This is a genomic window from Streptomyces sp. NPDC048291, from assembly GCF_043201715.1.
Lineage (GTDB): Bacteria > Actinomycetota > Actinomycetes > Streptomycetales > Streptomycetaceae > Streptomyces.
In genome coordinates this window covers 101947-115298 of the sequence record NZ_JBICZC010000008.1, presented here as the reverse complement: position 1 = coordinate 115298, position 13352 = coordinate 101947, and the positions used below count along the sequence as shown (strand labels likewise).

At 71.1% G+C, this 13352-nt stretch carries 10 protein-coding genes; 6 read left to right on the top strand and 4 right to left on the bottom strand.

Translation table 11 applies throughout. The features are described from left to right. Positions 1–8 precede the first annotated feature (8 nt). A complete protein-coding gene (gene polX, locus ACGF5O_RS22605; protein ID WP_393811665.1) occupies positions 9–1748 on the bottom strand; it encodes a DNA polymerase/3'-5' exonuclease PolX in 1740 nt (579 codons plus the stop codon). Positions 1749–1892: 144 nt separating this feature from the next. Here polX and ACGF5O_RS22600 point away from each other — a divergent pair, with 144 nt between their 5' ends. From ACGF5O_RS22600 to ACGF5O_RS22585, 4 genes are all read left to right on the top strand, one after another. Further along, the gene (locus tag ACGF5O_RS22600) at positions 1893–2732 is read left to right on the top strand and encodes a TIM barrel protein (RefSeq protein ID WP_393811664.1); all 840 of its coding nucleotides are present in this window, start codon (positions 1893–1895) and stop codon (positions 2730–2732) included. A 136-nt stretch (positions 2733–2868) separates the two neighbouring features. Beyond that, on the top strand, positions 2869–3762 hold the full coding sequence (locus ACGF5O_RS22595; protein ID WP_393811663.1) for a 2-hydroxy-3-oxopropionate reductase: 894 nt from the start codon (positions 2869–2871) through the stop codon (positions 3760–3762). 185 nt (positions 3763–3947) lie between these two features. Beyond that, positions 3948–5438, top strand: a complete 1491-nt coding sequence (locus ACGF5O_RS22590; RefSeq protein ID WP_393811662.1) for a catalase — start codon at positions 3948–3950, stop codon at positions 5436–5438. A gap of 355 nt (positions 5439–5793) precedes the next feature. After that, positions 5794–6036 carry a hypothetical protein gene (locus ACGF5O_RS22585; protein ID WP_393811661.1) on the top strand — a complete coding sequence of 81 codons (243 nt, stop codon included), beginning with the start codon at positions 5794–5796 and terminating at the stop codon, positions 6034–6036. A gap of 199 nt (positions 6037–6235) precedes the next feature. Here ACGF5O_RS22585 and gcl read toward each other — a convergent pair whose 3' ends face one another. After that, on the bottom strand, positions 6236–8020 hold the full coding sequence (gcl, locus tag ACGF5O_RS22580; protein WP_393811660.1) for a glyoxylate carboligase: 1785 nt from the start codon (positions 8018–8020) through the stop codon (positions 6236–6238). A 208-nt stretch (positions 8021–8228) separates the two neighbouring features. On the opposite strand from gcl, the gene ACGF5O_RS22575 reads away from it, so the two are divergent. Next, a complete protein-coding gene (locus tag ACGF5O_RS22575; protein ID WP_393811659.1) occupies positions 8229–8912 on the top strand; it encodes a hypothetical protein in 684 nt (227 codons plus the stop codon). A 62-nt stretch (positions 8913–8974) separates the two neighbouring features. Here ACGF5O_RS22575 and ACGF5O_RS22570 read toward each other — a convergent pair whose 3' ends face one another. Next, positions 8975–10582: an AMP-binding protein gene (locus tag ACGF5O_RS22570; protein WP_393811658.1), complete on the bottom strand. Its 1608-nt coding sequence runs from the start codon at positions 10580–10582 to the stop codon at positions 8975–8977. Next, positions 10579–12252, bottom strand: a complete 1674-nt coding sequence (locus tag ACGF5O_RS22565) for an AMP-binding protein (protein WP_393811657.1) — start codon at positions 12250–12252, stop codon at positions 10579–10581. Before ACGF5O_RS22565 ends, ACGF5O_RS22570 begins: the two co-directional genes overlap by 4 nt. Before the next feature lie 128 nt (positions 12253–12380). Between ACGF5O_RS22565 and ACGF5O_RS22560 the strand changes: the two genes are divergently transcribed. Then, entirely contained in the window at positions 12381–13220 is an 840-nt protein-coding gene (locus ACGF5O_RS22560; protein ID WP_393811656.1) for a response regulator transcription factor, read from the top strand. Positions 13221–13352: the final 132 nt, after the last annotated feature.

Genomic DNA, 13352 nt, shown 5'->3' with positions numbered 1-13352 from the left:
CTCCCGGCTCACCGGCCCTTGCGCAGGAAGCTCCGCAGCCGCCGCTCCGGCCAGGTGTTGATCACGTCGTCCGCGGTGAGCCAGCCGCGCTGGGCGGTGCCGATGCCGTAGCGCATGTTCGCGAGGTGCGGGACGGCGTGGGCGTCGCTGTTCACGGCGAACCGCACGCCGTGCCGGCGGGCCCGCAGGATGTCCTCGTCGCGCAGGTCGAGCCGGTGCGGGTGGGCGTTGATCTCCAGGGCCGTGCCGGTGCGGGCGCACGCCTCGAAGACCGCGTCGAGGTCGGCGTCGATGCCGGGCCGCTTGCCGATGAGGCGGGTGGTGGGGTGGCCGATGATGTTCACGTACGGGTTCTCGCAGGCGCGGACGAGCCGCCGGGTCAGGGCCTCGCGGCTCTGTCTGAAGTGCGAGTGGACCGAGGCCACGCACAGGTCGAACCCGGCGAGGAAGTCGCCCGGCCAGTCCACCTTGCCCTCGGGGCCGATGTTCAGCTCGGTGCCGTGCAGCAGCCGCAGCCCGCCGCGCCGGCCCCTGGTGGGATAGGTGCCGTCGAGTTCGCGCACCCGTTCCCGCTGGGCCAGCATCCGCTCGTCGGTCATCCGCTGCATGACCAGGTCGGGCGCGTGGTCGGTGATCGCGTAGTAGGCGTAGCCGCGCCCGGCGGCGGCCTCGGCCATCTCCTCAAGGGGGGCGAGGCCGTCGGTGAGGTCGGTGTGGGTGTGCAGGTCACCGCGCAGGTCGGCCTCGCTGACCAGGTCGGGCAGCTCGTCGCGGAGCCCGGCCTCGATCTCGCCGCGGTCCTCGCGCAGCGGCGGCGGGATCCAGGGCAGGCCGAGGCGCGCGTACACCTCCTCCTCGGTCGCGGAGACGATCTTCTCGCCGCTCTCGGCGTCGAAGAGGCCGTACTCGGAGAGCTTGAGCTTCTGGTGCACCGCGATCTCGCGGGTGCGGATGTTGTGGGCCTTCGAGCCGGTGAAGTACTGCAGCGCGGCGCCCCACGAGTCCGGCGGCACGACCCGCAGGTCGACGTTGAGCCCCTTGCCGGTGCGCACGGAGGTCTTGGTCCCGCCCTGCCCGATGACCTCGGTGACGTACGGCAGTGCGGTGAACGCCCGCATGAGGGGCGCCGAGTCCGCCGCCGCCGCGAGGATGTCGATGTCGCCGATGGTCTCGCGCATCCGGCGCAGCGAGCCGGCGTAGGCGCACCGCTCGCAGCCGGTCGCGGCGGAGAGGGCGCCGACGACGTCCTCGGCCAGCTCCATGGCCACGTCGATCTGCACCCGTCCGCCGGAGGACCGGAGCAGTTCGATGCCGTGCAGGATGTTCTCCTCGGTCTTCGGCCCGAAGCCCTTGAGGTCGCGCAGCCGTTCGTCGCGGATGGCGGCGGCGAGTTCGTCCACCGACGAGACGCCCAGTTCCTCGTAGACCGCCATGGCCTTCTTCGGGCCGAGGGTGGGGACGGCCGTCAGCCGCCGTACCCCGTCCGGGATCCTCGCCCGCAGCTCCTCGACGGCGGCCACCGTGCCGCTGTCGAAGTACTCGCGGACCTTCCGGGCGATCGACTTCCCGACGTTCGGGATCTCCTGCAGCCCCTTGAGGTCGAGCGTGGCGACGTCGGCGTGGTGGCCGCCGACCGACCGGGCGGCCTTCTCGTAGACCCGCGCCTTGAAAGCGTCGCCGCCGGTGATCGAGATCAGGTCGGCGTACTCCTGGAGCAGGGCCGCCACCTCGTCGTTGGACCGAGCCATGCCTTCAGGGTAGGGCGCCGGTTTTGCGCGGGCGCTCTTGACAGCCCTCCTCAGGCACAGGCAGTCTTCCATTAAGCAGAAAGCAACTTCCGTAATACGGAATTTCAACGAACCCACTAGGCAGCGGAAGGGAGCGCGACCCGCATGGGATTTGCAGAGCAGCGCTTCAACGTCAACCTGTCGATCCTCTTCACGGAACTCCCGCTCCTGGAGCGCCCCGCGGCCGCCGCCGCGGCCGGCTTCTCGGCGGTCGAGCTGTGGTGGCCCTGGGTCGACTCCCCCACCCCCGAGCGCTCCGAGCTGGACGCGCTGAAGCGGGCGATCGAGGACGCGGGCGTCCGGCTGACCGGCCTGAACTTCTACGCCGGGCAGCTGCCAGGACCCGACCGGGGCGCCCTGTCGGTCCCGGGCGCGGAGTCGGAGAGGTTCCGCGCCAACATCGACGTGGCGGCGGGCTTCGCCCGGTCGCTCGGCTGTACGGCCCTCAACGCGCTGTACGGAAACCGCGTCGACGGCGTGGATCCGGCCGAGCAGGACGCGCTGGCCCTGGAGAACCTGACGCTCGCGGCGCGCGCGGCGGACCGGATCGGCGCGGTCCTGCTGATCGAGGCGCTCAACGAGCCCGAGTCGCCGCGGTACCCGCTGGTGTCGGCCCCGGCCGCGGTCGAGGTCGTCGACAGGGTGAACGAGGCCACGGGACTGGGCAACGCCCGCTTCCTGATGGACCTCTACCACCTGTCGATGAACGGCGAGGACCTCCCGTCGGTGATCGAGCGGTACGCCGCGAGGACCGGCCACGTCCAGATCGCCGACAACCCCGGCCGCGGCGCCCCGGGCACGGGGACGCTGCCGCTGGCGGACCTCCTCGACCGGCTGCGGAAGGCCGGGTACGACGGCTGGGTGGGCCTGGAGTACAAGGCGGGCGACCGCCCGAGCGGGGACGCCTTCGGCTGGCTGCCGGTGGAACAGCGCGCCGCGCGTTGAGGTGACCGTCCCCGGGGGCTGCCGCCCCCGGACCCCCGCTTCGGCCTTCGGCCTCGTCCTCGAACGCCGGACGGGCTGAATTCACCGACGCCCGCCGAGCAGCAGACGTGACACAGCAGTCAGAGAGGCACCCCCTATGAGCAACACCCTCCCCAAGGTCGCCTGGATAGGCCTCGGCATCATGGGCTCCCCGATGTCCGAGAACCTGATCAAGGCGGGTTACGACGTCACCGGCTTCACGCTGGAGCAGGACAAGCTGGACCGGCTGGCCGCCGCCGGCGGCACCGTGGCCGGCTCGATCGCCGCCGCGGTGCGGGACGCGGACGTGGTCGTCACCATGGTCCCCGCGTCGCCGCAGGTCGAGGCCATCGCGTACGGTCCGGACGGCATCCTGGAGAACGCGCGGTCCGGCGCGCTCCTGATCGACATGTCGTCCATCACCCCGCAGACCTCGGTCGACCTGGCCAAGGCGGCGCGGGACCGGGGCATCCGGGTGCTCGACGCGCCCGTGTCCGGCGGTGAGGCCGGTGCCGTCGAGGCGGTGCTCTCCATCATGGTCGGCGGCGAGCGGGCCGACTTCGACATCGCGAAGCCCCTCTTCGAGGCGCTGGGCAGGACCATCGTGCTGTGCGGTCCGCACGGCTCCGGCCAGACCGTGAAGGCCGCCAACCAGCTGATCGTCGCCGTCAACATCCAGGCGTGCGCCGAGGCCGTGGTCTTCCTGGAGAAGTCCGGCGTGGACCTGGCGGCCGCGCTGGACGTGCTGAACGGCGGCCTGGCCGGTTCGACCGTGCTGACGCGGAAGAAGGACAACTTCCTGAACCGCGACTTCAAGCCGGGCTTCCGCATCGACCTGCACCACAAGGACATGGGCATCGTCACGGACGCGGCCCGCAACGTGGGCGCCGCCCTGCCCGTCGGCGCCGTGGTGGCGCAGCTGGTCGCGTCCCTGCGTGCGCAGGGCGACGGCGGCCTGGACCACTCGGCGCTGCTGCGCGCGGTGGAGCGCCTCTCCGGCACGCGGGTCTGAGCCGCACCCCCCTGACTTCCGGGCGGCGTCGGCGCCGACAACTGTCCTGTCGCGCCCAGGCGCCGGCGCCGCCCGGAAACCACTTCAACAAACTGTTGACGCCCTGACCGAACCACTCCTAGGCTCCAAGAAGGCTCCACGAAGCGGAAACCATTTTCCGCTGCCACCCGCATGGAAGGCCCACGATGTCGCAGCGCGTGCTCACCACCGAGTCCGGCGCCCCGGTCGCCGACAACCAGAACTCCGCCTCCGCCGGCATCGGCGGCCCGCTCCTGCTCCAGGACCAGCACCTGATCGAGAAGCTCGCGCGCTTCAACCGCGAGCGGATCCCGGAGCGCGTGGTGCACGCCCGCGGCAGCGGCGCGTACGGCTACTTCGAGGTGACCGACGACGTCACCGGCTTCACCCACACCGACTTCCTGAGCACGGTCGGCCGGCGCACCGAGGTCTTCCTTCGCTTCTCGACGGTCGCCGACTCCCTCGGCGGCGCCGACGCCGTCCGCGACCCGCGTGGCTTCGCCGTCAAGTTCTATACCGAAGAGGGCAATTACGACCTCGTCGGGAACAACACCCCGGTGTTCTTCGTCAAGGACCCGATCAAGTTCCCCGACTTCATCCACTCGCGGAAGCGCGACCCTCCCCCGCTGCCCGAAAGGGCGTGGGAGGTGCCCCCATCGGGCCGTCAGGAGCCGGACAGCGTCTGGGACTTCTGGGCGCACTCCCCCGAGGCCACGCACCAGGTGACCTGGCTGATGGGCGACCGCGGCATCCCGGCGTCGTACCGCCACATGAACGGCTACGGGTCGCACACCTACCAGTGGACGAACGCCGAGGGCGAGGCCTTCTTCGTCAAGTACCACTTCAAGACCAACCAGGGCGTGCGCAGCCTGAGCGCCGAGCAGGCGGCGGAGCTCGCGGGCAAGGACCCGAACTCGCACCAGACGGACCTGTTCCAGGCCATCGAGCGGGGCGTGCACCCGTCCTGGACCCTGTACGTGCAGATCATGCCCGCGGCCGAGGCGGCGGACTACCGCTTCAACTCCTTCGACCTGACCAAGGTCTGGCCGCACCGGGACCACCCGCTCCGGCGGGTCGGCCGCCTGGTCCTGGACCGCAACCCGGACAACGTCTTCGCCGAGGTCGAGCAGGCCGCGTTCTCGCCGAACAACTTCGTGCCGGGCATCGGCCCCTCCCCCGACAAGATGCTCCAGGGCCGGCTGTTCGCCTACCCGGACGCGCACCGCTACCGCCTCGGCGTCAACCACACCCTGCCGGCCGTCAACGCCCCGAGGGCGGCGACCGCACGGAACTACGGCCGGGACGGCCTCATGGCCGTCAACCGCCAGGGCCGGTACGCGAAGAACTACGAGCCGAACTCCTACGACGGCCCGGCGGAGACCGGCCGCCCGCTCTCGGCGCCGCTCGCCGTGACCGGCCACAAGGGCGCCCACGAGGCCCCGCCGCACACCAAGGACGACGACTTCTCCCAGGCGGGCGAGCTGTACCGCCTGATGCCCGCGGAGGAGAGGCGGCGCCTGGTGGCGAACATCGCCGGCAGCCTCTCGCAGGTCTCCCGCGACGACGTGATCGAGAAGAACCTGGCCCACTTCCACGCCGCCGACCCGGAGTACGGCAGGCGCGTGGCGGAGGCGGTCCGCGACCTGCGCGAGGACTGACCCCACGAACGGCCCGCGGCGGCCGACCGGCCCGGATGAGGGGTGGCCGGTCGGTGTCGGCGCGCGGGCGGGGCGAGGACCGCGGCGGCGTGCGAGCCAGTGCGGTGGTGAAGGAACCGAGCGTTCTTCTCGACCAGAGGGAAGGACGCCCCGGCTCCGTCGCACCCGCCGCGGTCCCAGCCACACCCCCCGAACCCCGTCCGGCGGCGCGAACGTCCTGTCGCGCCCAGCCTCGCGCCGTCGGACGGCCACAACGGCGGAGGGCCCCACGGACTCGTCGAAGCGCCGGACGCGGAACCGCCCGCGTCCGGCGCTTCGGCGTGCGTTTCCACCCCGGCCGCAGGAGCCTGGTGGCATGACTGCACATCCACCGACCGAGTTCCCGCACATCGTCGTGCACTCCCCCGCCCTGGACGGCTCCCGGCGGGTCACCGAGGGCGACGTGACCCTGGGGATCGCCTCCCACCTCGACGACGTGATCGAGATCCTGCGGCTGGCCGACCTGGACCGGATCGAGGTCGAGGAGAGCGACCTCATCGAATGGCAGGGCGGCGGCCCGGACGACTGGCCGGGTCTGACCGAGCATCCCGAAAGCTAATGTACCGGGACGAACGGACCGGCCGATCCTCAAATCAAGCTCTGAACTCTGTTCAACATGCTTCAACCGCCCCAGTCAGGGGGCATATTCACGTCACACGGTGCCCGCCGGCACGGGGGCGGCGGGCACCGGGTCACCGACAGCGCGAAGCGGGCGGCCCATCCTCTCGGATGGACCGCCCGCTCCCGCTCAGGCCGGCTCAGACCTTCAGCGTCCTGATCGACGTCGGCGCATGGCCGGGCTCGGTCGCGATCTCCTCGAACTCCACCACGTTGGAGATGTCGTTGGTCGTCGACATGGAGATGTTGGTGACGCGCTCCAGGATCGCCTCCACGACGACCGGCACCCGGTGCTCGGCGGCCAGCTTCTTGGCCTGCTCGAAGGCCGCGCCCAGCTCCGCCGGGTCGGTCACCCGGATCGCCTTGCAGCCCAGGCCCTCGGCGACCTTGACGTGGTCGACGCCGTAGACGCCCAGCTCGGGCGAGTTGATGTTCTCGAACTCCAGCTTGACCTGGAAGTCGATGTCGAACGCCCGCTGCGCCTGCCGGATCAGGCCCAGGTAGGAGTTGTTGACCAGGACGTGGACGTACGGGATCCTGTGCTGCGCGCCGACCGCGAGCTCCTCCAGCATGAACTGGAAGTCGTAGTCCCCGGAGAGGGCGACGACGGACGCCTCCGGGTCGGCCTTGGCCACGCCCAACGCGGCCGGCACCGTCCAGCCGAGCGGGCCCGCCTGACCGCAGTTGATCCAGTGCCGTGGCCGGAAGACGTGCAGCATCTGGGCGCCGGCGATCTGCGAGAGGCCGATCGTGGAGACGTACCGGGTCTCCGGGCCGAAGGCCTTGTTCATCTCCTCGTAGACGCGCTGCGGCTTGATCGGGATGTCGTCGAAGTGGGTACGGCGCTGGAGGGTCGCCCGCCTCTCCTGCGCCGAGGCCGCCCACCGCGAGCGGTCGGGAAGGCCGCCCGAGGCCTTCAACTCCCGTGCCACCTCGACGAAGAGCTGCAGGGCCGCCTTCGCGTCGGAGGCGATGCCGTAGTCGGGGGCGAAGATCCTGCCGATCTGGGTGGGCTCGACGTCCACGTGGACGAAGGTGCGGCCGGCCGTGTAGACGTCCAGCCGGCCGGTGTGGCGGTTGGCCCAGCGGTTGCCGATGCCGAGGACGAAGTCGGACTCCAGGAAGGTCGCGTTGCCGTAGCGGTGCGAGGTCTGCAGGCCCACCATGCCGGCGTTCAGCTCGTGGTCGTCAGGGAGGACACCCCAGCCCATCAGGGTCGGGACGACCGGGGTGCCGGTCAACTCGGCGAACTCGACGAGGAGTTCGGCGGCGTCCGCGTTGATGACCCCGCCGCCCGCGACGATCAGCGGACGCTCGGACGCGTTCAGCATCCCGATCGCCTTCTCGATCTGGGCGCGGGTGGCGGCCGGCCTGTAGACCGGCAGCGGCTCGTACGTGTCCGGGTCGAACTCGATCTCGGTGAGCTGCACGTCGATCGGCAGGTCGATCAGGACCGGGCCCGGCCGGCCGGAGCGCATCAGGTGGAAGGCCTGCTGGAAGACGCCCGGAACCTGGGCGGCCTCCAGCACGGTGATGGCCATCTTCGTGACCGGCTTGGCGATCGAGGCGATGTCGACGGCCTGGAAGTCCTCCTTGTGGATCACCGCGGTCGGGGCCTGGCCGGTGATGCAGAGGATCGGGATGGAGTCACCGGTGGCCGAGTACAGACCGGTGATCATGTCGGTGCCGGCCGGTCCGGAGGTGCCGATGCAGACGCCGATGTTCCCGGGGTGCGCACGGGTGTAGCCCTCGGCCATGTGCGAGGCGCCCTCGACATGGCGGGCGAGGGTGTGGTGGATGCCGCCGGAGGCCTTGAGCGCCGCGTAGAAGGGGTTGATCGCCGCGCCGGGCACACCGAACGCATCGGTGACGCCCTCGCGCCTGAGGATCTCAACTGCCGCGCGGGCAGCGGTCATACGAGCCATCGAGAACTCCTGCTTTCGGCTGTCGGATGCCTGCTCCCGTCGCGCCCCGCGGTGAGCATTGCCTCAGTTTTTCCGCATTACGGAAACTAAATTCTGCTATCTGAAATCAATGTAGGTGCGGTGACGAACGTCGTCAAGGGACGGACAACCGGGCCCCGGCGGGAGCACCATGGGACGGCTGAACCGACGCGATGCCTGAGGTGGGGCCATGTCCGAGAGCGTGCCGGTGCGCTGTCCGGCCTGTCGGCGCGAACACGTCTACACCGCGCCGTCGTACCCGTGCGCCTGCGGCGCGCCGGTCACCCCGAGCCTCGACGGCACGGCCGGGCCGACACCGGTGGCGCACCGCGCCTGGGACGCGGACTGGGTGACGGTGAGCTGCGGCTCCTGCGGCCGGCGGGACCAGTGGCCGCAGCCGGAGCTGGGCTGCCCGTGCGGGGCGGTGCTGCGCATCGCGGTCGCCGGCGGCGTGTCCGCGCCGCCGGCGGAGCCCGAGCCCGGACCCGGGCCCCGGCCCGTCTTCCACCCCGTGACGATCCGGACCGCCCGGGACGCGGTCACCGCGGCGGTGCTCTACCTGCGCTGGCTCGGCTACCGGGACATACGGCGGGCCGACCAGCGGCCCCCGTCCGGCATCGGGCTGGCCGCCAGGGGGCTGGTGGCCCAGGTGGACCCGACCGTGCAGCCGGCCTCGCGGCGGGACGTGGAGTGCCTGTGGCTGACGGCGATGACGGAGGACTCGGGGTGCGTGTACTTCTCCCTTGCGGGGTTCGCCGAGGAGGCACGGGAGCGGGCCGACGCTCTGGGGGTGCCGTTGTTCGTGCTGGACTTCACGGGGACGCCTCAGCCGGTGAACGGGCATGCCGATGCGTTGCGTGGCTCGGGTAGGTGAGTACCTGCGGGCCGGTGGGGGCTTGTCGCGCAGTTCCCCGCGCCCCCATAGGGGCGCTGCGGTTACCGGCCGTTGTATTGCTCCCTCAGTTCGATCTTGCGGACCTTGCCTGAGACCGTCATGGGGAAGGTCTCCAGGATCTGGATGCGGCTCGGGACCTTGTAGTGGGCCAGGCGGCCCTCGCAGAAGGTGCGGAGTTCGTCGAGGGTGGGCGGGGCGGCCGGGTCGTGCGGGATGACGCAGGCGAGGACCTCCTCGCCGTACCTCTCGTGCGGTATCCCGACCACCTGGACGTCCCGGATCTTGGGGTGGGCGTAGAGGAACTCCTCGATCTCGCGCGGGTAGATGTTCTCGCCGCCCCGGATGATCATGTCCTTGATGCGGCCGACGATCTCGACGTACCCGTCCTCGCGCATCATCGCCAGGTCGCCGGTGTGCATCCAGCGCCCTGGGTCGACGGCCTCCGCCGTCCGCTCGGGCTCGTTCCAGTAGCCGAGCATCACGCTGTAGCCCCGGGTGCACAACTCGCCTGCGGTTCCCCGGGGTCGGGTGACCCCGGTGGCGGGGTCGACGACCTTGACCTCCAGGTGCGGCAGCACCCGGCCGACGGTGCCGGTGCGGTGTTCCAGGTCGTCCTCGATCCGGGTCTGGAGCGAGACCGGGGACGTCTCCGTCATGCCGTAGCAGATGGAGACCTCCGCCATGTGCATCTCGGCGACCACCCGTTTCATCACCTCGACCGGGCAGGGCGAGCCCGCCATGATGCCGGTGCGCAGGGTGGAGAGGTCGTAGGACGCGAAGTCGGGGAGGTTCAGCTCGGCGATGAACATGGTCGGGACGCCGTACAGCGAGGTGCAGCGCTCCTGCTGGACCGCCTCCAGGGTGGCCTTCGGCTCGAAGGACGGGGCCGGGATCACGATGCAGGCGCCGTGCGAGGTGGCCGCCAGGTTGCCCATCACCATGCCGAAGCAGTGGTAGAAGGGCACCGGGATGCAGATCCGGTCCTGCTCGGTGTAGGCGATCGACTCCCCGACGAAGTAACTGTTGTTGAGGATGTTGTGGTGGGAGAGCGTGGCCCCCTTCGGGAAGCCGGTGGTGCCCGAGGTGTACTGGATGTTGATGGGGTCGTCGCAGGACAACTCGGCCGCGCGGGCCGCCAGTTCGGGGGCCCTGTCGGCCGTTCTGCGGGCGGTCAGCGCGTCCCAGCCCGGGTCCCCGATGTAGACGGTCTCCCGCAACTCGGGGCACCTGCCCCGCACTTCCTCCACCATCGCCCGGTAGTCGCTGGTCTTGTGGGTGAGGGAGGCGAACAGCAGGGAGATCCCTGCCTGGTTGAGGACGTACTCGACCTCGTGGGTTCGGTAGGCCGGGTTGATGTTGACCATGATCGCGCCGATCCGGGCGGTGGCGTACTGCACCAGCACCCACTCGGCGCAGTTCACCGCCCAGATGCCCACCCGGTCGCCCTTGGCGACCCCGCTCGCCAGCAGCGCGTACGCCAACCGGTCGACGTCGGCGGCGAATTCGGTGTAGGTCCAGCGCCGGCCGGTCGGTACGTCCACCAGCGCCTCGCGGTCCGGCCAGGCCGCGACGGCCCGGTCCAGGTTGGCCCCGATGGTGTCGCCGAGCAGTGTGGTGCCGCTCGTGCCGTGCGTGTACGACGAGGTCACCGGAAGTCCTCCTCGCGGTACTCGTCGGCCGAGCCGGCGGCCGTGGCCTCGCGCAGCTCGATCCGGCGGATCTTCCCGGACACGGTCTTCGGCAGCGGGGCGAACTCCAGCCGCCGGACCCGCTTGTACGGCGCCAGGACCTGCCGCGAGTGCTCGAAGAGCACCTTCGCGGTGTCCGGGCCCGGCTCCCAGCCCGCCGCGAGGACGATGTACGCCTTGGGCACGGCGAGCCGCAGGTCGTCCGGCGCGGGCACGACGGCCGCCTCGGCCACCGCCTCGTGTTCGAGGAGCGCGCTCTCCAGCTCGAACGGGCTGATCTTGTAGTCGGACGCCTTGAACACGTCGTCGGCGCGGCCGACGTAGGTGATGTAGCCGTCCTCGTCCCGGGAGCCGATGTCCCCGGTGCGGTAGTAGCCGCCGGCCATCGCCTCCGCCGTGCGGTCGGCGTCCCCGTGGTAGCCGGTCATCAGGCCCACCGGCCGCGCCGCGAGGTCGAGCGCGATCTCACCCTCCACCGCGCCGGGCGCGCCGCTGACCGGGTCCAGGAGCTCCACCCGGTATCCGGGGCTCGGACGGCCCATGGACCCGGTCTTCAACTGCTGCCCCGGGCTGTTGGAGACCTGCACGGCCGTCTCGGTCTGCCCGAACCCGTCCCGGATGGTGACGTGCCAGGCGCGCCGCACCTGCTCGATCACCTCGGGGTTGAGCGGCTCGCCCGCCGCGACGACCTCGCGGGGCGGGACCGCCAGCTGGCCGAGATCCGCCTGGATGAGCATGCGCCAGACCGTCGGCGGGGCGCAGAAGGACGTCACCCCGTGCCGGTCCATCTCGGCCATCAGCCGGCCCGCGTCGAAGCGCGAGTAGTTGTGGATGAAGACGGTCGCCTCGGCGTTCCAGGGCGCGAACAGGTTCGACCAGGCGTGCTTGGCCCAGCCCGGCGAGGAGATGTTCAGGTGCACGTCACCGGGCTTGAGGCCGATCCAGTACATGGTGGCCAGGTGCCCGATGGGGTACGAGGTGTGGGTGTGCTCGACCAGCTTGGGGCGGGCGGTGGTGCCCGAGGTGAAGTAGAGCATCAGCGGGTCGTCGGCCAGGGTCGGCCCGTCCGGCGCGAAGTCGGCGGAGGCGGCGTACGCGTCCTCGTACGCCTCCCAGCCCGCCACCGGCTCCCCGCCCACCGCGGTCCGGGTGTACCGGCCCGGCACCTCGTCGAACTTGGCCGCGTCCTCGGCGCGCACGAGCACGTGCTTCACCCGGCCCCGGTCGACGCGGTCGCGCAGGTCGGCCGGGCCGAGCAGCGGGGTGGCCGGGATGACGACGGCCCGCAGCTTCATCGCGGCCAGCGCGGTCTCCCACAGCTCGGCCTGGTTGCCGAGCATGACCAGGATGCGGTCCTCCGGCGCGACGCCTCGCGCGCGCAGGTGGTTCGCGACCCGGTCGGAGCGCTCGGACAGCTCGGCGAAGGACAGCTTCGTCTCGCCGCCGTCCTCCTCGACGATGTGCAGGGCGGTGCGGTCGTTGCCCTCGGCGATGACGTCGAACCAGTCCAGCGCCCAGTTGAAGCGGTCCGGGCGCGGCCAGGCGAAGCCCTCGTAGGCGGTGGCGTAGTCCGCACGGTGTTCCAGCAGGAAGTCCCGTGCCCTGCGGAAGTCCTCCGTCGCACTCGTCATACGCGTCTCCTTCAGTACCGGACCATTGCCGGGCGGCTCTCTGGCATCGTGTAATCCGTGATGCAGGTCTCACTACCCCCTAACGGGGGTGTGGACAGCACGAGGCCGGGGTCGAAGGGGCAGGACAGGTGGCAGCAGAGGTCGCGGGGGCGGTGGAGATACGTGGTGCGCTGTCCAGACTCCGGCGCACCACCGGGCTTCCGATCGCCTTCGGCGGGCTGGTCGAGGCGGGCCGGACACTGGTCCGGATCAGCGAGCTGACCGGCACCAACACGGCGTCGCTGCGCTCGCTCGCGGTCACCTCGGGGAACGGCCTGGGCGGCAGGGCGGTCGCCCTGGCCCGACCCTGCGCGGTCGTCGACTACTCGGCCTCACAGCAGATCAGCCACGAGTACGACATCCCGGTGGCCGCCGAGGGCCTGCGCTCGGTGCTCGCGGTTCCGGTGGTGGTGCGGCGCCGGGTCCGGGGCGTGCTGTACGGCGCGCTGCGCACCGCCCAGCCGCTGGGCGACCGCACGCTGGGCGCGGCGGTGGCGGCGGCCCGGGACGTGGAGCAGGCGCTGGTCGTGCAGGACGAGGCCAGGGGGCTGCTGGCGGCGGCGCGGCCGGAACCGGCCGTCGTGGGCGATCCGGGGACCGCCTGGGAGCAGGTGCGGGAGGCGCATGCCGCGCTGCGGGCCCTGGCGCCGCGGATCACCGATCCGGCGCTGCGCGCCGAACTGCTCGCCGCCTGCGGGCTGCTGACCGCGCCGGCGCCGGTTCCGGCGGCCGAGGCGGTGCTGGCGCCCCGGGAACTGGACGTGCTGGCGTGTGTGGCGGCCGGGGCGACCAACGCGGCGGTGGCCGAGCGGCTGGGGCTGCGGCCCGAGACGGTCAAGGGCTACCTGCGCTCGGCGATGCGGAAGCTGGGCGCGCACACCCGGGGGGAGGCGGTGTCGGCGGCTCGTCGGACGGGGGTGTTGCCATAGCGGAGGGGACCCATTCCATTCATGCGCACGCGCTGTGAATTGCCATATGCGAAGCCCCTGTTATTTCCCTCACGACGTCGTTCGGCCGAATTTCAGGGTTCATTGCCTAGAATTTGGCCCGGACACGACACA

Coding starts and splice junctions, on each gene's coding strand:
- ACGF5O_RS22600 (WP_393811664.1), top strand. CDS start 1,893: ATGGGATTTGCAGAGCAGCGCTTCAACGTCAACCTGTCGATCCTCTTC.
- gcl (WP_393811660.1), bottom strand. CDS start 8,020: ATGGCTCGTATGACCGCTGCCCGCGCGGCAGTTGAGATCCTCAGGCGC.
- ACGF5O_RS22595 (WP_393811663.1), top strand. CDS start 2,869: ATGAGCAACACCCTCCCCAAGGTCGCCTGGATAGGCCTCGGCATCATG.
- polX (WP_393811665.1), bottom strand. CDS start 1,748: ATGGCTCGGTCCAACGACGAGGTGGCGGCCCTGCTCCAGGAGTACGCC.
- ACGF5O_RS22565 (WP_393811657.1), bottom strand. CDS start 12,252: ATGACGAGTGCGACGGAGGACTTCCGCAGGGCACGGGACTTCCTGCTG.
- ACGF5O_RS22585 (WP_393811661.1), top strand. CDS start 5,794: ATGACTGCACATCCACCGACCGAGTTCCCGCACATCGTCGTGCACTCC.
- ACGF5O_RS22575 (WP_393811659.1), top strand. CDS start 8,229: ATGTCCGAGAGCGTGCCGGTGCGCTGTCCGGCCTGTCGGCGCGAACAC.
- ACGF5O_RS22590 (WP_393811662.1), top strand. CDS start 3,948: ATGTCGCAGCGCGTGCTCACCACCGAGTCCGGCGCCCCGGTCGCCGAC.